We start from the raw sequence: 19359 nt of genomic DNA, 5'->3' as shown, positions 1-19359 counted from the left end.
TGTGGAGGGGGACATGACGGACGAGGAACAGGGCCCCGGAAGGGGCCGGACCGACACGGCGGGCCGGGCGGACACCACCGCCGACACCGCGGGCCGCACCGACACCGCGGGCCGCACGGCCGCGACCGCCCGCACGGACCCACCGGCACACTCCGGCGGGACCGGGGAGGCGGAACGGGACGACCGGGCCGGGAGCGCCACGGGAGACGGCGGGGAAGAGGAGTGGGCCTCCCGGGCCGACCGGGCGTTCCGGGCCGAGGCCCGCCAGTGGCTGCGGACCCATCTCACGGACGCGTACCGGTCCGCGGGCGGCGGCCCCGGCCGGGAACACGAGTCCGTCGCGGTCCGCCGCGCCTGGGAACGGGAACTCGGCCGCGGCGGCTGGATCGGCATCGGCTGGCCCGCCTCCGGCCACGGCAACCGCGCCGCCACCCTCACCCAGCAGATCGTCTGGGCCGAGGAGTACGCCGCCGCCGGTGCCCCCGGCCGCCTCGGCCACATCGGCGAGCACCTGCTCGCGCCCACCCTGATCGCCGACGGCACCCCCGAGCAGCGGCGGCGCTTCCTCGGGCCCATCGCCCGCGGCGAGGAGTACTGGTGCCAGGGGTACAGCGAACCCGGCGCGGGCTCCGACCTCGCCGCCGTCCGCACCACCGCCGTCCGGGACGGCACCGGCTGCTACCGCGTCACCGGGCAGAAGACCTGGACCTCGCTCGCCCTCGGCGCCGACTGGTGCTTCGTCCTCGCCCGCACCGAACCCGGCTCCACCCGCCACCGGGGGCTCTCCCTCCTCCTCGTCCCCCTGGACCAGCCCGGCCATGTCGAGGTGCGCCCCATCCGCCAGCTCACCGGCACCAGTGAGTTCAACGAGGTCTTCCTCGACGGGGCCCGCGCCGACGCCGCCCATGTCGTCGGCGGGGAGGGCGAGGGCTGGCGCGTCGCCATGGGCCTCCTCGACCGCGAACGCGGCGTCGCGACCCTCGTCCTCCAGATCGGCTTCGCGGCGGAGCTGGCCGGAATCGTCCGCACCGCCGTGGCCCGCGGCGCCGACCGCGACCCCGTCGTCCGCGACCGGATCGTCCGGCAGTGGGCCGAGCTGCGCGCCATGCGCTGGAACGCGCTGCGCACCCTCGGTGCCGAGGGCGACCCGGGCGCGCCCAGCGTCGCCAAGCTGCTGTGGGGCGGCTGGCACCGGCGCCTCGGCGAGCTGGCGATGGCCGTCCGCGGGGCGGACGCGGCCACCGGGCCCGAGGAGTGGAGCGCCGGGCGGCCCTATGAACTCGACCACGACCAGCGGCTGTTCCTCTTCAGCCGCGCCGACACCATCTACGGCGGCTCGGACGAGATCCAGCGCGACATCATCGCCGACCGGGTGCTCAAGCTGCCCAGGGAACGGCCCGCGGACCCGGGCCGATCGGGGGAGCGGGGATGAGAGGCGTGGTGTTCGACGGGACCGAGGCCGTCGTCGTCGGGGATCTGGAGCTGGCGCGGCGCCCCGGACCGGGCGAGGTCGACGTCGCGATCGCGGCGGCGGGGCTCTGCCACAGCGATCTGTCCGTGCTCGACGGGACGATTCCGTTCCCCGTTCCGGTGGTCCTCGGCCACGAGGGCGCGGGCGTGGTCCGGGCGGTCGGCCCCGATGTCTCCCATGTGGCGCCCGGGGACCATGTGGCGCTGTCCACGCTCGCGAACTGCGGCACCTGCGCCGACTGCGACCGGGGCCGCCCCACCCTCTGCCGGGGCAGCGTCGGCCGACCCCGCCGGGTCTTCACCCGAGGGGGCCGGAAGGACGAGCCGCTCTTCCAGTTCGCCGCGAACTCCGCCTTCGCCGAACGCACCCTGGTCCGTGCCGTGCAGGCGGTGCGCATCCCCGAGGACATCCCGCTGACCTCGGCGGCGCTGCTCGGCTGCGGGGTGCTCACCGGCGTCGGCGCCGTCCTCAACCGGGCCCGGGTCGCCCCCGGGGACACCGTCGTCGTCCTCGGCGCCGGAGGCGTCGGCCTCAACGTCCTCCAGGGCGCGCGGCTCGCGGGCGCCTCCCGCGCCGTCGCCGTCGACACCAACCCGGCGAAGGAGGCCACCGCCCGGCGTTTCGGCGCGAGCGACTTCCTCACCTCGGCCGACGGCGTGCGCGAGCTGCTGCCCACGGGCGCCGACCACGTCTTCGAGTGCGTCGGGAGCCCCGCCCTGGTCCGCCGGGCCGTCGACCTCCTCGACCGGGGCGGTCAGGCGGTCCTGCTCGGGATGGCCGCGCCCACGGCGGAGGCCGCCTTCCCGCCCGCCGCGATGTTCCTCGACAAGTCCATCCTCGGCTGCCGCTACGGCTCCTCCCGCCCCCAGTACGACATCCCGCGCTACGCCGAGTTCTACCGCAGGGGCCTGCTGCTCCTGGACGAACTGGTCACCGCCGTGCACCCGGTGGAGGACTTCGCCCGGGCCGCCGCCGACGCCCGCGCGGGCCGGGTCGCCCGCGCGGTGCTCACCTTCTGAGGGCCGCGCCTTCCGTACGGCGTCAGACCTGTGCCGTCCCCGACGCCGTGCGGAAGGTGCGGCGGTAGACCGTCGGCGCCACCCCCAGCGCCGACTGGAGGTGCTGCCGCATCGACTGCGCCGTCCCGAAACCGGCGTCCCGGGCGACCTGGTCCACCGACAGATCCGTCGACTCCAGGAGCTGGCACGCCCGTTCCACCCGCTGCCGGGTGAGCCACTGCCCCGGGCTCACCCCGACCTCCTCGCGGAAGCGGCGGGTGAACGTCCGGACGCTCATCGACTCCCGTTCCGCGAGATCGCGCAGATGGATCGGCTCGCCCAGCCGGTCCAGCGCCCAGCGGCGGGCCCCGGCGGTCGTCGCGAGCTGCGGCTGCGGCACCGGCCGCTGGATGTACTGGGCCTGTCCGCCCTCCCGGTGCGGCGGGACGACGCTCCGCCGGGCCAGGTCGTTGGCGACCGCCGCGCCGTGGTCGCGCCGGACGAGATGGAGACAGAGGTCGATCCCGGCGGCGACCCCCGCCGAGGTGAGCACGTCGCCGTCGTCCACGTACAGCACCTGCGGATCGACCCGGACGGACGGGAAGACCCGCTGGAAGTGCTCGGCCCAGCCCCAGTGGGTGGTGGCGGGGCGGCCGTCCAGATACCCGGCGGCGGCGAGGAAGAAACCGCCGGTGCAGATGGACGCCAGCCGGGTGCCGGGCCGGATCGCGGCGAAGACCTCCACCAGCTCCTCGGGCAGCCGCCCCTCGGAGAAGACGGACCGGGGCCCGTACGCGGCCGGGACGATCACCGTGTCGGCGGTGGCCAGCAGCTCGGGGCCATGCTCCACATGGAGCGCGAAATCCGCCTCGGTGGGGACGAGACCGGGGACGGGCGTGCAGGTCAGCACCTCGTACAGGGGGTCGCCCGCCGGGGAGAGGGCCCGGCCGAAGAGCCGGACGGGCATGCTCAGCTCGAACGGGATGCACCCGGGGAGCGCCAGCACCACCACCCGGTGCGGACCGCCGTGCGCGCGCTCCGCCCCTGCGGCGCGGGGCCGGGGGACGGCGCCGCCCGGTCGGGCGCCCGTACGGCGCTGGGGGACATCGGCCATGGCCCGATCCTAGCGAAAGCTGTCCTTCGGGCCACTCGATGGTGATCGGCCCGCCCCGGATGCTGACGTCTGTGACCAGAAACCGCCCCCTCCGCGCCCCCCGTGTCCACCGCGCGTGGTCCGTCGCCGCCGTCACCTTTGTGACGATCGTCGGCGCCGCCGCCTTCACCTCGCTCCCCGGGCTGCTGATCGACCCGCTCCACGAGGAGTTCGACTGGTCACGCGGGAGCGTCGGCTTCGCCGTCTCGGTCAATCTGGCGCTGTACGGGATCACGGCGCCGTTCGCCGCCGCCCTCATGGACCGCTTCGGGATACGCCGGGTGGTCGCCGTCGCCCTCACCGTCATCGCGCTGGGCTCCGCGCTGACCACGGTCATGACCACCACCTGGCAGCTCGTCCTCTACTGGGGCGTCCTCGTCGGCCTCGGCAGCGGCTCGATGGCGCTGGCCTTCGCCGCCACCGTCACCAACCGCTGGTTCGCCGCCCGGCGCGGCCTGGTCACCGGCGTCCTCACCGCCGCCGGGGCCTCCGGGCAGCTCGTCTTCCTGCCGCTGCTCTCCTGGCTGGTCGAGGAGCACGGCTGGCGGCCCGCCTCGATCACGGTCGCGCTCTCCGCGCTCTGCGTCGTCCCGTTCGTCCTGCTGCTGCTCCGGGACCACCCGGCGGACGTGGGACTCGCCCCCTACGGCGCGACCGAGGCGGTGCCCAAGCCGCCCCCGGTCCCCGGCGCCGCCCGCCGGGCGGTGACGGTGCTCCTCCGGGCCGCGCGCACGGGGCCCTTCTGGCTGCTCGCGGGCACCTTCGCGATCTGCGGCGCCTCCACCAACGGCCTGATGAAGACGCACTTCGTGCCCGCCGCCCACGACCACGGCATGGCGGTCACGGCGGCGGCCTCCCTGCTCGCGGTCATCGGCGTCTTCGACATCGTCGGAACGATCGCCTCCGGCTGGTTCACGGACCGCTTCGACACCCGCAGGCTGCTCGCCGTGTACTACGCCCTGCGCGGGATCAGCCTGCTCTTCCTGCCGATGCTGCTGGCCCCGTCGGTGGAGCTGCCGATGGTCTTCTTCATCGTCTTCTACGGGCTCGACTGGGTGGCCACCGTGCCGCCGACGATCGCCCTGTGCCGGGAGCACTACGGCGAGGACAGCGCCATCGTCTTCGGCTGGGTCCTCGCCTCCCACCAGGTCGGCGCCGCGATCGTGGCCTTCGCGGGCGGGGTCGCGCGGGATGCCTTCGGCTCGTACGACGTGGTCTGGTACGCCTCCGGGGCGCTGTGCGCGACGGCCGCGCTGATGGCCCTGGTGATCACCCGTCCGACAGCCCCGGACGCCCCGGACACCCCGGGGCCGCCCGCCGCCGGGGCGGTGGCGGAGCGGACGGCCGCGTAGCCGGAGCGGCTGCGACGGCGGCGGGACGGCCGGGGCGGACGGTCGCGGCCGGGGCGGACGGCCGGGCCCGTGCCGGTGCCCGTACCCGCGCCGACGGCTACGGCTGCGGCCGGGCGAGCCGACGGAAGGCGCCCCGGTGGAAGACCAGCGGCTCCCCCGCGCCGTCATCGGCCGCCCCGAGACCGAGCACCCGCCCCACCACGATCAGATGGTCGCCCCCGGGGTGCACGGCGTGGACCCGGCAGTCCAGCCACGCCTGCGCCCCCGTGAGCAGCGGGGACCCGGTGACCGGCGCCGGGCGGTGCGCCACCCCGGCGAACTTGTCCCGCCCGTCCGCGCCGCTCACCGCGAACCCCCGGCAGAGCGCGCCCTGATCCTCGTTCAGCACGTTCACACAGAACCCCCCGGCACGGGCGATTCTCGGCCAGGTCGAGGAGGTCCGTCCCACCATGAAGACCACGAGCGGCGGATCGAGGGAGAGCGCGGAGAAGGACTGGCAGGCGAACCCGGCGGGCCCGGCCGGGTCGTCGGGGGTGTGCGCGGTGATCACGGTCACCCCGCTCGGGAAGCCCCCGAGCACCCGCCGGAACTCCCCCGCGTCGATGTCCGCCGGCGGCTGCCCGGCCGCCCCGGGGGCCCGCTCGTCCACCCCGACGGCCCGCAGCCGCGCCCGCGGACCCGGCACGGCGGCCTCCCCGTCCCCGGCGGCGGCATCGCCGCCCGCCCCGGTCGCGGCGGCCTGGGAGGCGGCCGAGCGGAGATAGCGGATGGCGGTCTCGGCCATGGCTGCGTGTCCCATCACCCTCCCATTGAAACGGCCGGGATGTCGGTTGAGAAGGGGTGGGTTGACAGGCTCGGCGTGTTTGACAGGCCGCTCCCCGGCCGGGGCAGACTGCGGGACCATGACCGATGGCATCGAGTTGATCCACCCTGTCCCCTATTACTCCCAGTGGGCCTCGCCCGGGCTGGTGCGCGAGATCGTGACGGGGGAGATCCGCGCCGCCGACGACCCCCTGTGGGCCGAGTACGGAGCCACGAGCCCCGAGGAGTACGACTGGTGGTCCTGGCGGCTGTGCGGCATGGCCTGTCTGCGGATGACGCTCCGCCACTGGCTGGGCGTGGCGCCGCCGCCCCTCGCCCTGGCGGCCGAGTGCGTCGGGGCCGGAGCCTATGTCCGGCGTGGGGACGGACTGGACGGGCTGATCTACGCGCCGTTCGCCGCCCATGTCTCCTCCCGCTGGGGACTCCGCGCCGAGGCGCACCCGGACCTCCCCGCCGCGGACGTCCCGGGCCGCCTCGCCTCCGGCGAGCTGCTGATGCTCTCGGTGCACCCCGCCATCCGTGAGCCGCACCGCGTACCGCCGGGGAAGGGCGGTCATCTCGTGCTGGCGGTCGGGGCCACCCCGGAGCATCTGGTGATCCACAACCCGTCCGGATTCCCCGGCGGTTCGCAGGAGTTCGCGCGCGTGCCCTGGAACGATCTCGACCGGTTCTACGCCGGACGCGGAGTGACGCTCGCCCGGCCCTGAAACCCCACAAGGTAAATTCGGCCGATAAAGCAAGAGTGATGTGTCGCAGATATGCGTATATGTTCTGGCTCTTCGGGTGCTGATTCCGCTTATGTCGTAGCTGGTGTTCTGGCTGGTGAAGGCCGCTGTCCGGGTGCCGATCGGCCGAAGTGGCCGGTCATCGCGCCTCCGTACGGGCGCCCGGAGCGGCAACAGATCATTTTGAGCCGCACCTGCCCTTGGCTCTTGCCGCCCGTAAGTGCCAGTTGCACTCTTGGGTCTGCTTCCGGCGCGGAACATCGGTGGCGAACTTCTGTTCCACATTCCGTCCGGCTGGGAGATGGCTCATGCACAGAAGTGAAATCACACTCGATCTGGATGCGGTTCGGCACAATGCGCGGCAGCTGATAAAGATGGTCGACGGCGCCGAATTATGGGCGGTTGTCAAGGGGAACGCCTATGGGCACGGCGCGGTCCCGGTGGCCGGGGCGGCGCTGGAGGCCGGGGCCCGGGCGCTCTGTGTGGCGACCCTCGGCGAGGGGCTGGCGTTACGCGAGAGATTCCCCCGGGCCCGCATTGTCGTCCTCGGGCCTGTGGGCCCCGGCTCCGTCCCCGCCGCGAGCCGCGCGGGCCTGGAGTGCGTCGCACACGACGATGCCAGCCTCGAAGCGCTCTCCGGTGCCGTCGAATACCACATCAAGGTGAATCTGGGGCTGAACAGATACGGATTCGATCGGATTCCGGACCGTCTGCGGGAGCAACCGGTCGGTGTCTTCGGGCAGTTCTCCCACGCCCATGTCGACCTGGAGGTCACCGCGCTCCAGCTCGCCCGGTTCCTGGAGCAGTGCGAGGCGGTACCCCGGGCGACGCGCCATGTCTGCAACAGCTCGGCGGCGCTCTCCCTGCCGGCGGCCCGGCTGGACGCGGTGCGTTCGGGGAGTGCCCTGCTCGGCGTCTCCCTGATGACGAATCCGTCCAGCCGTCTCCCACTGCGGCCCGCACTGAGCTGGATCAGCTGTCTCGCCCAGGTGAGAAACCTTCCGGCCGGTGCCGCCGTCGGCTACGAAGGGGCCCATCGGGTCACCCGGCCGACGGTGACGGGAGTCGTTCCGGTCGGCTACGGCGACGGCTTCGTGTCCCGGCTGGTCGGCACCACGGTTCTGGTCGGGGACGAGCCCGCGACGGTGATCGGTTCGGTTTCCATGGACGCGCTGACCGTGGCACTGCCCAGGAGATTCCCGATCGGCACTCCGGTGACCCTGATAGGTGACGGCCTTCCCATGGAGAGTCATCTCCGGTTCGCCTCCATGGCCAACTGGGAGTTGTGCACGGGACTTTCGAACGATCCGCTGCGGGTCCACCGGAGAATACTCAACGATCATTCCGGATCTTTACCCGTCAGCTAGAGCGAGAAGGGAACTGACGATGCGTGTTGCCATTCTGGCCGGAGGGCCGAGCCCTGAAGGCCAGGGCTCCTTCCTGTCGGCCGACGCTGCCGGGCAGGCGCTGCGGGAACTGGGCCACGAGACAGAAGTGGTCGATATATCGGTGCCGGATTTCTGGAAGCGGCTTCCGGACTTCGAGGCGGCCTTCATCGCCGGACACGGATGGTATGCGGAGGACGGAAAACTCCAAGGGCTGCTGGAGGTGATGGGGCTGCCCTACACCGGATCGGGAGTGCTGGCCAGCTCCGTCGGGATGCACAAACCCACGTTCAAGAGTCTTATGGTGGCCCATGGGATAGAGACGCTTCCCTGGGAACCCGTGAGCAGGGGCGCCACAGCCGCGCAGATATCCCGGGTGACAGCCGGGATCGGGCTGCCGCTCTTCGCCAAGCCCGCCTCCAACGGCGAGAGCTTCGAGGCGGGCATCGTCAGGTCGGACAAGGATCTCCGGGAACTCCTCGCCGAGGAAGGCGAGTACAGCTCGGACGAGTTCATCGCGGAGCCCTTCCTCACGGGGAACACCTTTACCGTGGGAGTTCTCGACATCGACGGCAAGATCGAGGCGCTTCCCGTGCTGGAGGCCGTCTCGCTGCGGGAGTTCTACGACAGCGAGGCGAAGCAGGACCCCTCACTGCACGAGTACCGGTGCCCCGCGCCGATCCCCGATTCCCTCAGGGACCGTATGCAGGAGCTGGCCGTCCGGGTGTTCACCGTCTGCGGCTGCCGCGGGGTGGCCCGCGTCGACTTCATGCTCAGCGAGGACCGTCCCGTGGTGCTGGAGGTCAACACCGTCCCCGGGCTGACCCTCCAGGGAAATCTGGCGGCCATGGCCAAAGCCTCCGGTCTCGGGTACCGGAGGGTCGTCGAGATCATGCTCCAGAGCGCTTTTGACCGGCCTGCCTACTGCCCCTGACGCGGAGTGGTCCGGCTGAAGTCACTGACGGGCGGCTTCGACCGCTCGTTCTGGAGCGTCTGCGCGGGTCTGTTCACCAACCAGATCGGCGCGATGGTCCTCACCTATCTCGGGTACTACCTCACTCAGGAACAAGGTCTCTCGGTCACCGCCGCGGGGACCGTTCTGACGGCGGCCGGTATCGGCGGAGTCGTCTGTCAGTGGGTGGGCGGAATCCTGGTCGACCGTCTCGGCTATCGATCGGTCATGGCCGGAAGCATGTCGCTGACCGGCTTCGCCCTGCTGTTCCTCGCCTCATCGGATCAGATCGGGCCCATCGTCGTCTGTACCTTTCTGGTCGGGGCCACGGCGGAGATGTACCGGCCGGCGGTCGCGGCCCTGGTGGCCCACCAGTTCTCCCCGCAGGATCTGCCGCGGGCCTACAGCTTCGTCTACTGGGCGGTGAATGTCGGTTACGGATGTTCCATGATCCTCGGCGGGGTGCTGGTACGGCACGGCTATACCTCCCTCTTCTATGTCAACTCCGCCACCTGCGTGGCGGCGGGGCTCCTGGTATGGCGTTCCCTTCCGGCGCTCGGCAGGAGTGGGGCGGTGCCGGGAGAGGCCCCGCCGAAGGGCGGGTTCCTGGGGATTCTGCGGGACCGGCTGATGCTCGGATATCTCATGGTCACGCTCTGCTACGGAGTGGTGTTCCGTCAGGCGGGAACGACGCTTCCCCTGGCCATGAGCCTCGATGGCCTGTCCCCTTCCCTGTTCGGTTTCATCATGGGGGTCAACGCGGTCGTGGTCGTGGTCTTCCAGCCCCTCTCGGTGCCCGTCGTCAGCAGAATGGACCCGCACCGGGTCCTGATGCTCGGAATGGTGCTGCTGGGGACCGGATTCGGTTTGACCTCCCTGGCCTCCTCCGCCCTTGAGTACTGCGCAACGGTGATCGTCTGGTCCTTGGGGGAAATCGCGTTCAGCGCGGTCAACCAGGCCATCGTGGCGCCCTTGGCCCCCGCGCATCTGCGCGGGCGGTACTACGGCCTGTACGGAATGGTGTGGGCCACCGCCATGCTGGCGGCCCCCCTTCTCGGCACCCGCCTTCTGGAGCACGGGGCCGCGCTGCTCTGGGGGGTGTGCGCCGGGCTGTGCGCCATCGCTGTCTGCGCTCAGCTCCTGCTCTCCCCGCACATGCGGCGCAGAGAAGCGGTATGAGCGAGGACACATGAACAGGCAGCGGAGAACGGACCGCGGGGAACGGACCGCGGGGAACAGGCAGCAGGGAACGGAAGCAGAGGGAGAGAAGAAATTCCATGCGAATGAGGTCGACCGAGAGCATCGGCGACAGGGGCGAACGCCCGGAAGAGGTCGGCATCGCCGCCCCGTCCCTCGCGGACGGAGGCGATCTCTGGCGCATCGCCCGCGACAGCGAGTCACTCGATCTGAACTCCCCCTACAGCTATCTGATCTGGTGCCGCGACTTCTCCGGCACATCCCTGGTGGCCCGGGCGGCGAACGGAACCCCGGTCGCCTTCCTCACCGGATACATCCGTCCGGATCGACCCGACACCTATTTCGTCTGGCAGATCGCCGTCGACCGTGCCTACCGGGGGCACGGGCTGGGAGGCAGGCTGCTGGACGCCATCACCGACCGGGTCGTCCCCGGCCGGGGGATCACGACGGTCGAGACCACGGTGACGCCCGACAACACTGCCTCCGACCGTCTTTTCACCTCCTATGCCCGCCGCCGGCGCGCCCCGCTGCACCGATGCGGGCTGCTGAGCAATGACCTCTTCCCCGACAAGGAACACCAGCCCGAAATTCTCTACCGCATCGGGCCGATGGCCGCCGGTAGCGGTGCGCAGGAGCCACCCTGTCCCCCCAGGAGTCCCGCATGACTGTCACTCAGCCCGATCTCGATGTCTTTCACACGCTGGAATCCCGGGTACGCAGCTACAGCCGTGGCTGGCCCACGGTTTTCAGCCGGTCCCGGGGGAGCCGCCTCACCGATGAGGACGGCCGCCACTATCTCGACTTCTTCGCCGGAGCCGGTTCCCTCAACTACGGCCACAACAATCCGGTGCTGAAACGTGCCCTCATGGATTATCTGGAGCACGACGGAATCACCCATGGACTCGATATGGCGACCACCGCCAAACGGGTGTTCCTGGACTCCTTCGACCGGCTGATACTCCGGCCGCGTGACCTCCGGTACAAGGTCATGTTCACCGGTCCGACCGGAACCAATGCCGTGGAGGCCGCACTCAAGCTGGCGCGCAAGGCGACCGGGCGGACGTCGGTCGTCTCGTTCACCAACGCGTTCCACGGAATGTCACTCGGTTCCCTCTCCGTCACGGGCAACGCGTTCAAACGGGCCGGTGCCGGTGTCCCGCTCGTCCATGGCACACCCATGCCCTACGACGGCTATCTCGATGGACGAGTCCCCGATTTCCTCTGGTTCGAGAGGGTGCTGGAGGACCGGGGGTCCGGTTTCGACCGGCCCGCGGCCGTCATCGTCGAGTGCGTCCAGGGCGAGGGAGGTGTCAACGTCGCCCGCGCCGAATGGCTGCGCGGTCTCGCGGACCTGTGCCGTCGCCATGAGATGTTGCTGATCGTCGACGACATCCAGATGGGCTGTGGCCGCACCGGCGGCTTCTTCTCCTTCGAGGAGGCCGGGGTCGTCCCCGACATCGTCACCCTGTCCAAGTCCATCAGCGGATATGGACTGCCCATGTCGCTCTGTCTGTTCCGGCCGGAGCTGGACCTCTGGGAGCCGGGTGAGCACAACGGCACCTTCCGGGGGAACAACCCCGCCTTCGTCACGGCCACCGCCGCCCTGGACCTGTACTGGTCGGATCAGCAACTGGAGAAGCAGACGGCCGCACGGGGCGAACAGGTCGAGGAGACCCTGCGGCTCCTCTGCGCGGAGCCCGGGCTCGATGCCCGCCACCGCGGTCGTGGCCTGGTGTGGGGCCTGGAGTTCGCCGACCGGGAGCGGGCGGCCGCCGTCTGTGCCCGTGCCTTCGGACACGGTCTGCTGCTGGAGACCTCCGGCCCCGACGACGAGGTGGTGAAGATCCTGCCGCCGCTCACCATCACCTCGGACGAACTGGCCGAAGGGCTGCTGCTGCTCTCCCGTTCGGTCTTCGCCACCGTATGAGCGGCGGGCCGGGGCGGCCGGAGGAGGCGGCCGCCGGGTGACGGCGGCCGGGCCGGTCATCGGCCGGGCCGGGCTCCGGGGGTCTCACCGCCCCCGGAAGTCCGGAGTCCGCCGTTCCACGAAGCTCCGCACACCCTCCTGGGCGTCCGCCGTCCCCATGTTGACCTCCTGCGCCGCGGCCTCCGCCGCGAACGCCGCCGACCGGTCCATCCCGCCCGCGATCGAGGCGTTGACCAGTTCCTTGGTCAGGGCCAGGGCCCGTGTCGGCCCCCGGGCCAGCCGCTCCGCCCAGTCCCTGGCCGTCTGCTCCAGGTCCGCCCCGGGCACCACCCGGTTCACCATCCCCAGCCGCTCCGCCTCGGCGGCCGTGACCACGTCCCCGAAGAACATCAGCTCCTTCGCCCGCTGCGGCCCGATCAGCCGGGGCAGCAGATACGCCCCGCCGCCGTCGGGCACCAGCCCCCGGCGCACGAACACCTCGATGAAACGGGCCTCCTCCGCCGCCAGCACCAGGTCGCAGGCGAGCGCGAGATGCGCCCCGAGCCCGGCGGCGGTGCCGTTGACGGCCGCGATCACCGGCTTCTCGCAGTCCATGACGGCGGCGATCAGCCGCTGCGCCCCGCGGCGGAGCCGCCGGGTCAGATCGCCCGGCACCCGCTCCACGGGGCCGGGGCGCCCGGCCCCCGAGCGCAGATCGGCCCCGGTGCAGAAGCCCTTGCCGGTGCCGGTGAGGACCACGGCCCGGATGTCCGGATTCCCGGACGCCTCCTCCAGCGCCCCCACGAGATATCCGTACTGCGGATACAGCAGCGCGTTCATCGCCTGCGGCCGGTCGAGGACGATCCACCGGACCGCGCCCTCCGAGCGGATCAGCAGCCCGGTCGCCGCGCCCGCCCCGTGCTGCTCCCCTCCGACCGCCGCCGGGCGGTCGCCCCCGTCGCCCGCCGCCGCCGGGCCGTCGCCGCCCCCGCCGCTCACCGGCACACCGCCAGCGCGTCCAGCGCCACCGCGCCCTGCCCCCGTTCCAGCACCACCAGCGGATTGATGTCCAGCTCCGCCAGCTCCCCGCCCAGCTCCAGCGCCATCCGCTGCACCCGCAGCACCACCTCGACCAGCGCGTCCAGATCCAGCGGCGGGCCGCCGCGCACCCCGTCGAAGAGGGCCCGCCCGCGCAGCTCGTCCAGCATCGCCCGGGCCCCGCCCTCGCCGAAGGGCGGCACCCGCACAGCCGTGTCCTGGACCACCTCCACCAGCACCCCGCCGAGCCCGACCGTCACCGTCGGCCCGAAGAGGGCGTCCCGCGTCACCCCGACCATCGTCTCCAGACCGTGCCCCACCATCTGGCAGACCAGGACACCGTCCAGCTCGACGCCCTCGTACCGGGCGATGTCGATCAGCTCCCGGTACGCGTCCCGCACCTGGCTGGCGGAGGTGATCCCCACCTTCACCAGCCCCAGTTCGGTCTTGTGCGCGAGCTGCGGGCCGGACGCCTTCATCACCACGGGGTACCCGACCTGCGCCGCCGCCCGTACCGCCGCCGCCGCGCTCGTCACGAGCTGCTCGCGCGGCACCCGTATCCCGTACGCCCGCAGGAGCTGCTTCGCCGCGTGCTCGCTGAGCTGCTGCCCCGGCTGCATCAGGGCCTGCGCCTTGCGGAACGACGGGGACGGGGTCCGGGGCGCCTCGTCGAACGGGGAGGAGTAGGACCGGACGAAACGGTGGTGGCCGAGATAGGCCCGTACCGCCGTGACGCAGTTGGCGAACGTACGGAACGTGGTGACCCGCGAGGATCCGAGCAGCGTCTCGCGGTACGCCGCCTCCGTCCCCACCGGCGAGCCCCACACCACGCACACCGGCTTCTCGGTGGTCTCCGCCGCCTCGACCAGGTCCCGGGCCAGCCGGTCGCTCATCGGCGGGAACGGTCCGGTGATCGGGCAGACGAGCACCCCCACGGCCGGGTCGGCCAGGATCGCGTCGATGATCTTCCGGCCCCGCTCGTCGCCCACCGGGTGGCCGCCGCTGTCGACGGGGTTGGTGACGTCCAGATACTCCGGTATCCACTGGTGCAGCGCGCGCCGCGTCCGCTCGCCGAGGGCCGGGAGCCGCAGCCCGGCGACGGTGGCGAGATCGGCGAAATGCGCGCCGGTGCCGCCGGAGATCGAGTACACGGCCACTCCGTCGGCGAGCGGCGGCCGGGCCCGCGCCAGCAGGGTGGAGGTGTCCTGGAGCTGGTCGAGCCCGTCGACGCGGATCACCCCGTACTGCCGCATCGCCGCGTCCACCACCTGGTCCGCGCCGGTCAGCTTGCCGGTGTGCGAGGCGGCCGTGCGCGCCCCGGCGGCGGTGCGGCCCACCTTGACGGCGACCACCGGCACCCCGCGCCGGGCCGCGCGGTCGGCGGCGAGCAGAAAGGCCCGGCCGTCCTTGAGCCCCTCCACGTAGCAGGCGATGGCGCCGACCTCGGGCCGTTCGGCGAAGTAGGAGAGGAAGTCGGCGGTTTCGAGGTCGGCCTCATTGCCGGTGGGCGCCCAGTGGGAGAGCCGGACGCCCAGCTCCTGGAGGGCGAAGACGGGCCGCCCCTGGTGGCCGGACTGGGTGATCAGCGCGATCGCGGGGCCTTCGAGATCGTCCCGGAACCGTTCGAAGGCGTTGAGGTTGGTGTTCGGCCCGAGGAGCCGCACCCCCGTCCGGCGGGCCGCGTCGCCGAGCCGCCGCTGTGCCTCGGCGCCTTCCGCGCCGGTCTCCGCGTAGCCGGAGGCGAAGGCGACGGCGAACGGGATCTTCGCGTCGGCGAGTTCGTCGATCAGCGGCAGCGGGTCGGCCACGAGAAGGACCGCGAGGTCGACGGGTTCGGCCAGATCGCCGACGCGGCGGACACAGGGGAGGCCGAAGACGGTCTCGCGCACCGGGTGCACCGGGCATAAGCGCGCGCCCACCCGCTGCGCCCAGGCGACGAGCTGGCGGGTGATGACGGTGTTGGGCCGCCCCTCGCCGTCGGACGCCCCGACGACGGCGACCGAACGGGGCCGGAAGAAGCGGTCGAGATCGGGGACGGGCGCATACAGCGGCCGTCCACTGACATCCAGCTCACCTGCGGCGACGGCGGCCGGGGCGGCCGTGTCGTGGACGACGGCGTCGCGGGGGGTCTCACCGCAGGCGACGACGCGTGCGCGGAGGTCGGAGGTGAGGGTGCCGTGGGTGGATCCGAGCATCGCTGAACCCCGCTCCTGCTCTCGGTGCCAAAATACTGACGCGTAATCAGATTAGCGAGCCGGGGCAGGGTCAGGAAGGTCTGCGCCGGGCCGGGTGATCCCCGTGGGGTGAAAGGGGTTGAGGGGGCCGGGGTGACGCGGTCCCGTGCACGGCGGGCGCCGGTGCGCGGGGAGCGCCGGGGCACCCCGGCCCATGCTCACCCTCCGCTTCCCGTTCCGTTCCGGTGCTGCCGCCCGCGCCTGCTCACCACCCGGGCGATCTTCTCCGCGTCCAGCGCGATCTCACGGAGCATCCCGCTGATCGGGTTGGTGTACCCGTTGAAGTAGAGCCCCGGCGCGCGGGCCGGGCTCCGGGCACCCCGGACCACCGGTCTGCCCCGGGAGTCCAGCACCCCCAGATGCCCCACCAGCCCCTCAAGCCCCCGCCGGTACCCGGTCGCCAGGATCACCGCGTCCGGGGCGATCCGGCTGCCGTCCGCGAGCGTCACGATCCCCCCGTCGAAGGAGGCGACCGGCGCCACCGGCCGTACCCGTCCCGACCGCACCGCGTCGATCAGCCCCACGTCCTGGACCGGGACCGCGCCCTCACGGAACCGCGTGTACAGCCCCTGGTCCGGGCGCGGCAGCCCGTACGGGGCGAGATCCGGCACGGCGAACCGGGCGAGCGTTCCGGCGGCCCGGTCCACGAGCGGCGCGGGCAGCCGCCGGGTGAGGATTCCGGTGCGCTGCGCGGGCCACCCGGCCGTCGAGCGGCGGACGATGTGCGGCGGCGTCCGCACCGCGAGCCGTACATGGGCGGCGCCGCCGTCGGCGAGGTCCACCGCTATCTCGGCCCCGGTGTTCCCGACGCCGACCACCAGGACGTCCCGTCCCTTGTACGCGGTGGGCTCCCGGTACGCGCACGCGTGCAGCAGCTCCCCGGTCCAGCCGTCCCGTCCGGGCCAGTCCGGCAGGAACGGGGTGTGGTTGAAGCCGGTCGCCACGACCACGGTCCGCCCGGTGAGCAGCCGTCCGCCGCTCGCGTGCACCAGCCAGCCGGGCCCGGAGCCGTCGGGTCCGGCCGGTTCCACGCGGTGGGCCTCGACCCCGGTCACCACGTCCAGTTCGTGGTACGCGGCGTACTTCTCCAGATAGCGGACCACGTCGTCGCGGGCGACCCAGCGCCCGAACCGCCGGGGCATCGCGAGCCCCGGCAGCGCGGAGAGCCTGCGGGTGGTGTGCAGCCGCAGCCGTTCGTAGTGGCCGCGCCAGGAGGCCCCCACCGCGTCGGACTTCTCCAGCACCAGCGCCCGCACCCCGCGCCGGCGGAGCGCGGCGGCGGTGGCGAGCCCTGCGGGCCCGCCTCCGATGACGTAGACAGGCGCCCTGTCGTCGCTTCGGTCCATGGCGCGTGAGCGTAGTGGTGCGGGTGGGTGAACGACCCCTGTGGTGAACGGATTTCCCGGATGGGCGTTCGTCCCTGCGCAGTACGAAACCGTACGGGACCGAGCCGGACCGAGCCGGACCGAGCCGGACCGAGCTGGATCGGGCCGGAGCGTGCCGGACCGGGCGGGCTCGCGGAGGCGGGCGGGCCGGACCGGACCGGGCCGCCGCCCCGCGCGGGGACTGCCCGGTGCAGGAGTCTTGCGCCGCCCGGTGACCTTCCGCTGAACTGACAGGACGTCAGGAGCGGTCCGTCCGCGACTGGGCCGAGCAGGGAGAAGCCGGATGACCGCCCCGACCCCGCCTCCGCAGGCGCTGCCCGAGATCGACGAGCTGACCCGCCCGTACTGGGAGGCCGCCGCCGAGGGGCGCCTCCTCGTCCGCCGCTGCCGGGGCTGCCACCGGGCCCACCACTACCCGCGCGAGTTCTGTCCGTTCTGCTGGGCGACGGACGTCGTCTGGGAGACCGCGAGCGGTCGGGCCACCCTCTACACCTGGTCCGTCGTGCACCGCAACGACCTGCCCCCGTTCAGCCTGCGGCTCCCGTACATCGCCGCCGTGGTCGACCTCGCCGAGGGCCCCCGCATGATGACCGAGATCGTCGAGTGCGACGCGGCCTCCCTGCGCGTCTCCATGCCGCTGGAGGCCACCTTCCGCCGTACGGCCCCCGACCTGGCGCTGCCGGTGTTCCGCCCGTCCCGGGGTACGGGGGCCGCCGCGGCGTAGGGCCCTTCGCCGGCCCCCGTTCCCTCAGTGCGGTCCCTCGCCCCGGGGCCGGTCGGTGAGGGACCGGAGCCGCCGGGAGGTCCGTGAGCCCGGGGCCGCCGTGAGGACCACGAGGGTCTGACGGGGGTCGCCGGGGAGGGCGAGGAGTTCGTATCCGAGCGCGAGCCCGCCCACGGCGGGGTGGTTGATGCGTTTCACCCCATGGGTCCTCGCGGCGAGCGGATGCTGTGCCCAGATCTGGCGGAACAGCTCGCTGCGGACGGCGAGTTCGCCGCAGAGCCGTGCGAGACGGCGGTCCCCGGGGTCCCCGAGCGCGTGCTGATGGAGCAGGACGACGACCTCGGCGGCGACCGCGCGCCACTCGGGGTAGAAGTCCTGGGCGCCGGGGTGGAGGAAGGTGTGCCGGGCGGCGTTGCGCTGGTCCGGGTGCAGGGCGCTGAAGCCGTAGACGGCGTCGGCGGGGCGGTTCCAGGCGACGACGTCGGCGCAGGGGCCGAGGACATACGCCGGTGAGCCGTCCAGCGTCTCCAGCACCCGGCGCAGACCGGGCCGTACGGTCATGGCCTCCTGGCCCTGCCGACGGGGGGAGCGGCCGATACGGGTGATACGGGAGGGGCGGGCGAGGTGCTGGAGGTAGCCGCGTTCGGTGTCGTCGAGATCGAGCGCGTCGGCGACGGCGTCGAGGACGGCGTCGGAGACATTGCGGGCCCGTCCGCGCTCCAGCCGGGTGTAGTAGTCGGCGCTGACCCCGGCGAGCTGGGCCAGCTCCTCACGGCGCAGCCCGGGGACGCGCCGCCTGCCGAGGTGCGGCAGTCCGACGTCGGCGGGGCTGATCCGGGCCCGCCGGGAGCGGAGGAAGTCCCCTATGCCGCAGAGGTGGTGTCCCTGGTCCGCGTGGGCGGTGGCACTCTCGGGCGTCATATGCACGAGTATGGACTGCGATGCGCACATTGTCATGTATACGCCTTCTCGTCGGCTCGTCCCCCATACACACGGATCTCGGGGCCGCTCGGCCGACCCGAGGACGAACCTCCCTTCGCGCGGCGGCCGTGGGCGCGACGGGGGAGCCGTCGGGGAGAGGGGTGCCGCGCCCCTGACGTGCGAGGGGCGTACCCGGAGGGGCGCCGCCCGCGAGCCCTGGGGCCGCGCCGGTGGCGGCCACCGTCCCCCGCGCCCGCGCCCGTGCCCGTGCCCGCGCCCCGGGCCGTCTCCCGCGCCCCGGGTCGTCGCGGGCCGCCGTCCCCGCACGTGCGGCGGCGGCTCAGGGCCAGAGCAGCTCACGGGACCAGGCGCGGCCCTCGCGGTGATAACGGAGGCGGATGTGGCGGCGCCAGGCGTCGCCCTGGAAGAACTCGGCCTCGCGGGGGGCGAGGACATACTTCGTCCAGGTGGGGACGGGCGCGTCGGGTTCGGCCTGGGCGCGGGTCCAAGCGGCGGCGGAGGCGTGGGACAGGGTCTCCAGGTCGGGCAGCGGCTCGCTCTGCGGGCCGGTGAGGGCCGCAGCGAGGGCGCCGGTGGAGCGCGCGGCCAGATCGGCGCGGCCCTCGGCCGGGGGCGCCGCCGTCACCGGGCCGCGCAGCCGGATCTGCCGGGCCAGCGCGGGCCAGTAGAAGTGCAGCGCGGCCTGCGGGCGCGCCGCGAGCTGGCGGCCCTTCGCGCTGGTGGAGTGGGTGGCGAAGTGCCAGCCGTCGGCGTCGGCGTCGTGCAGCATCAACGTCCGCACGTCCGGGAGCCCCTCCTCGTCCACCGTCGCCAGCGCCATCGTGTGCGGCTCGGGCTGCTCGGCCGCGACCGCCTCGGCGAACCACTGCTGGAACAGTGGCAGCGGCTCCCCCGGCGCGGCCGACGGGTCGAAGGAGGGCAGATCGATGTCCCAGACCCGCTGCTCCCGCAGGAGCGCGTTGAACGCGTCATGGGCGTGGAAGGGGTCGCGTCGGCGGTGCGGGGCGTGATGACTCATGGGGGGCAGTCAACACCACTTGATCCGTAGTACTCCGCTTATAGTGGTCGGCGCGCC

General features: G+C 72.7%; 17 protein-coding genes. 10 read left to right on the top strand and 7 right to left on the bottom strand.

The features are described 5' to 3' along the window. Positions 1 to 13 precede the first annotated feature (13 nt). Positions 14 to 1432: an acyl-CoA dehydrogenase family protein gene (locus tag CRV15_RS11315; RefSeq protein WP_003961404.1), complete on the top strand. Its 1419-nt coding sequence runs from the start codon at positions 14 to 16 to the stop codon at positions 1430 to 1432. Beyond that, entirely contained in the window at positions 1429 to 2490 is a 1062-nt protein-coding gene (locus CRV15_RS11310) for an alcohol dehydrogenase catalytic domain-containing protein (RefSeq protein ID WP_003953342.1), read from the top strand. The genes CRV15_RS11315 and CRV15_RS11310 overlap by 4 nt, the downstream gene beginning before the upstream one ends. Positions 2491 to 2512: 22 nt before the next feature. On the opposite strand, the gene CRV15_RS11305 is transcribed toward CRV15_RS11310, so the two are convergent. Continuing rightward, positions 2513 to 3583, bottom strand: a complete 1071-nt coding sequence (locus CRV15_RS11305; protein WP_003953341.1) for a GlxA family transcriptional regulator — start codon at positions 3581 to 3583, stop codon at positions 2513 to 2515. A 59-nt stretch (positions 3584 to 3642) separates the two neighbouring features. Between CRV15_RS11305 and CRV15_RS11300 the strand changes: the two genes are divergently transcribed. After that, positions 3643 to 4974, top strand: coding sequence for an MFS transporter (locus tag CRV15_RS11300; RefSeq protein WP_230864156.1), 1332 nt, complete (start codon positions 3643 to 3645; stop codon positions 4972 to 4974). A gap of 97 nt (positions 4975 to 5071) precedes the next feature. Here the strand turns inward: CRV15_RS11300 and CRV15_RS11295 are convergent, their stop codons facing one another. Further along, positions 5072 to 5773, bottom strand: a complete 702-nt coding sequence (locus tag CRV15_RS11295; protein ID WP_003961406.1) for a flavin reductase family protein — start codon at positions 5771 to 5773, stop codon at positions 5072 to 5074. A 103-nt stretch (positions 5774 to 5876) separates the two neighbouring features. Between CRV15_RS11295 and CRV15_RS11290 the strand changes: the two genes are divergently transcribed. From CRV15_RS11290 to ectB, 6 genes are all read left to right on the top strand, one after another. Then, complete coding sequence (locus CRV15_RS11290; RefSeq protein ID WP_003953338.1) at positions 5877 to 6503, top strand: cysteine peptidase family C39 domain-containing protein; 627 nt, start codon at positions 5877 to 5879, stop codon at positions 6501 to 6503. A gap of 326 nt (positions 6504 to 6829) precedes the next feature. After that, entirely contained in the window at positions 6830 to 7888 is a 1059-nt protein-coding gene (alr, locus tag CRV15_RS11285) for an alanine racemase (RefSeq protein WP_003961407.1), read from the top strand. Between the two features lie 19 nt (positions 7889 to 7907). Next, positions 7908 to 8840, top strand: coding sequence for a D-alanine--D-alanine ligase family protein (locus CRV15_RS11280; protein WP_003961408.1), 933 nt, complete (start codon positions 7908 to 7910; stop codon positions 8838 to 8840). Positions 8841 to 8846: 6 nt separating this feature from the next. Next, complete coding sequence (locus CRV15_RS11275; RefSeq protein WP_003953334.1) at positions 8847 to 10037, top strand: MDR family MFS transporter; 1191 nt, start codon at positions 8847 to 8849, stop codon at positions 10035 to 10037. A 104-nt stretch (positions 10038 to 10141) separates the two neighbouring features. Further along, complete coding sequence (gene ectA / locus CRV15_RS11270; RefSeq protein ID WP_003953333.1) at positions 10142 to 10720, top strand: diaminobutyrate acetyltransferase; 579 nt, start codon at positions 10142 to 10144, stop codon at positions 10718 to 10720. Beyond that, positions 10717 to 11982 carry a diaminobutyrate--2-oxoglutarate transaminase gene (gene ectB / locus CRV15_RS11265; protein ID WP_003953332.1) on the top strand — a complete coding sequence of 422 codons (1266 nt, stop codon included), beginning with the start codon at positions 10717 to 10719 and terminating at the stop codon, positions 11980 to 11982. Before ectA ends, ectB begins: the two co-directional genes overlap by 4 nt. A gap of 84 nt (positions 11983 to 12066) precedes the next feature. Here the strand turns inward: ectB and CRV15_RS11260 are convergent, their stop codons facing one another. From CRV15_RS11260 to CRV15_RS11250, 3 genes are all read right to left on the bottom strand, one after another. After that, on the bottom strand, positions 12067 to 12966 hold the full coding sequence (locus tag CRV15_RS11260) for an enoyl-CoA hydratase/isomerase family protein (protein ID WP_009997242.1): 900 nt from the start codon (positions 12964 to 12966) through the stop codon (positions 12067 to 12069). Continuing rightward, positions 12957 to 15194 (bottom strand): acetate--CoA ligase family protein, encoded by a 2238-nt coding sequence (locus CRV15_RS11255; RefSeq protein WP_003961411.1) that lies wholly within the window; start codon positions 15192 to 15194, stop codon positions 12957 to 12959. Before CRV15_RS11255 ends, CRV15_RS11260 begins: the two co-directional genes overlap by 10 nt. Positions 15195 to 15391: 197 nt before the next feature. Continuing rightward, on the bottom strand, positions 15392 to 16579 hold the full coding sequence (locus CRV15_RS11250; RefSeq protein ID WP_003953329.1) for a flavin-containing monooxygenase: 1188 nt from the start codon (positions 16577 to 16579) through the stop codon (positions 15392 to 15394). A gap of 322 nt (positions 16580 to 16901) precedes the next feature. On the opposite strand from CRV15_RS11250, the gene CRV15_RS11245 reads away from it, so the two are divergent. Continuing rightward, positions 16902 to 17342, top strand: a complete 441-nt coding sequence (locus CRV15_RS11245; protein WP_003961412.1) for a Zn-ribbon domain-containing OB-fold protein — start codon at positions 16902 to 16904, stop codon at positions 17340 to 17342. Between the two features lie 24 nt (positions 17343 to 17366). Here the strand turns inward: CRV15_RS11245 and CRV15_RS11240 are convergent, their stop codons facing one another. Together CRV15_RS11240 and CRV15_RS11235 are read right to left on the bottom strand one after the other, a co-directional pair. Next, a complete protein-coding gene (locus CRV15_RS11240) occupies positions 17367 to 18263 on the bottom strand; it encodes a helix-turn-helix domain-containing protein (protein WP_003953326.1) in 897 nt (298 codons plus the stop codon). 340 nt (positions 18264 to 18603) lie between these two features. Further along, the gene (locus CRV15_RS11235; RefSeq protein ID WP_003961413.1) at positions 18604 to 19302 is read right to left on the bottom strand and encodes a pyridoxine/pyridoxamine 5'-phosphate oxidase; all 699 of its coding nucleotides are present in this window, start codon (positions 19300 to 19302) and stop codon (positions 18604 to 18606) included. Between the last annotated feature and the right edge of the window lie 57 nt (positions 19303 to 19359).

Origin of the sequence: Streptomyces clavuligerus (assembly GCF_005519465.1) — a bacterium.
In the GTDB taxonomy this organism is placed as follows: domain Bacteria; phylum Actinomycetota; class Actinomycetes; order Streptomycetales; family Streptomycetaceae; genus Streptomyces; species Streptomyces clavuligerus.
This window is presented reverse-complemented; position numbering and strand designations above follow the sequence as displayed.

Excerpts from the sequence above, each read along its gene's own strand:
- CRV15_RS11315 (WP_003961404.1), top strand. The coding sequence starts at position 14 with ATGACGGACGAGGAACAGGGCCCCGGAAGGGGCCGGACCGACACGGCG.
- CRV15_RS11310 (WP_003953342.1), top strand. The coding sequence starts at position 1,429 with ATGAGAGGCGTGGTGTTCGACGGGACCGAGGCCGTCGTCGTCGGGGAT.
- CRV15_RS11305 (WP_003953341.1), bottom strand. The coding sequence starts at position 3,583 with ATGGCCGATGTCCCCCAGCGCCGTACGGGCGCCCGACCGGGCGGCGCC.
- CRV15_RS11300 (WP_230864156.1), top strand. The coding sequence starts at position 3,643 with ATGCTGACGTCTGTGACCAGAAACCGCCCCCTCCGCGCCCCCCGTGTC.
- CRV15_RS11295 (WP_003961406.1), bottom strand. The coding sequence starts at position 5,773 with ATGGGACACGCAGCCATGGCCGAGACCGCCATCCGCTATCTCCGCTCG.
- CRV15_RS11290 (WP_003953338.1), top strand. The coding sequence starts at position 5,877 with ATGACCGATGGCATCGAGTTGATCCACCCTGTCCCCTATTACTCCCAG.
- alr (WP_003961407.1), top strand. The coding sequence starts at position 6,830 with ATGCACAGAAGTGAAATCACACTCGATCTGGATGCGGTTCGGCACAAT.
- CRV15_RS11280 (WP_003961408.1), top strand. The coding sequence starts at position 7,908 with ATGCGTGTTGCCATTCTGGCCGGAGGGCCGAGCCCTGAAGGCCAGGGC.
- ectA (WP_003953333.1), top strand. The coding sequence starts at position 10,142 with ATGAGGTCGACCGAGAGCATCGGCGACAGGGGCGAACGCCCGGAAGAG.
- ectB (WP_003953332.1), top strand. The coding sequence starts at position 10,717 with ATGACTGTCACTCAGCCCGATCTCGATGTCTTTCACACGCTGGAATCC.
- CRV15_RS11255 (WP_003961411.1), bottom strand. The coding sequence starts at position 15,194 with ATGCTCGGATCCACCCACGGCACCCTCACCTCCGACCTCCGCGCACGC.
- CRV15_RS11250 (WP_003953329.1), bottom strand. The coding sequence starts at position 16,579 with ATGGACCGAAGCGACGACAGGGCGCCTGTCTACGTCATCGGAGGCGGG.
- CRV15_RS11245 (WP_003961412.1), top strand. The coding sequence starts at position 16,902 with ATGACCGCCCCGACCCCGCCTCCGCAGGCGCTGCCCGAGATCGACGAG.
- CRV15_RS11240 (WP_003953326.1), bottom strand. The coding sequence starts at position 18,263 with ATGACGCCCGAGAGTGCCACCGCCCACGCGGACCAGGGACACCACCTC.
- CRV15_RS11235 (WP_003961413.1), bottom strand. The coding sequence starts at position 19,302 with ATGAGTCATCACGCCCCGCACCGCCGACGCGACCCCTTCCACGCCCAT.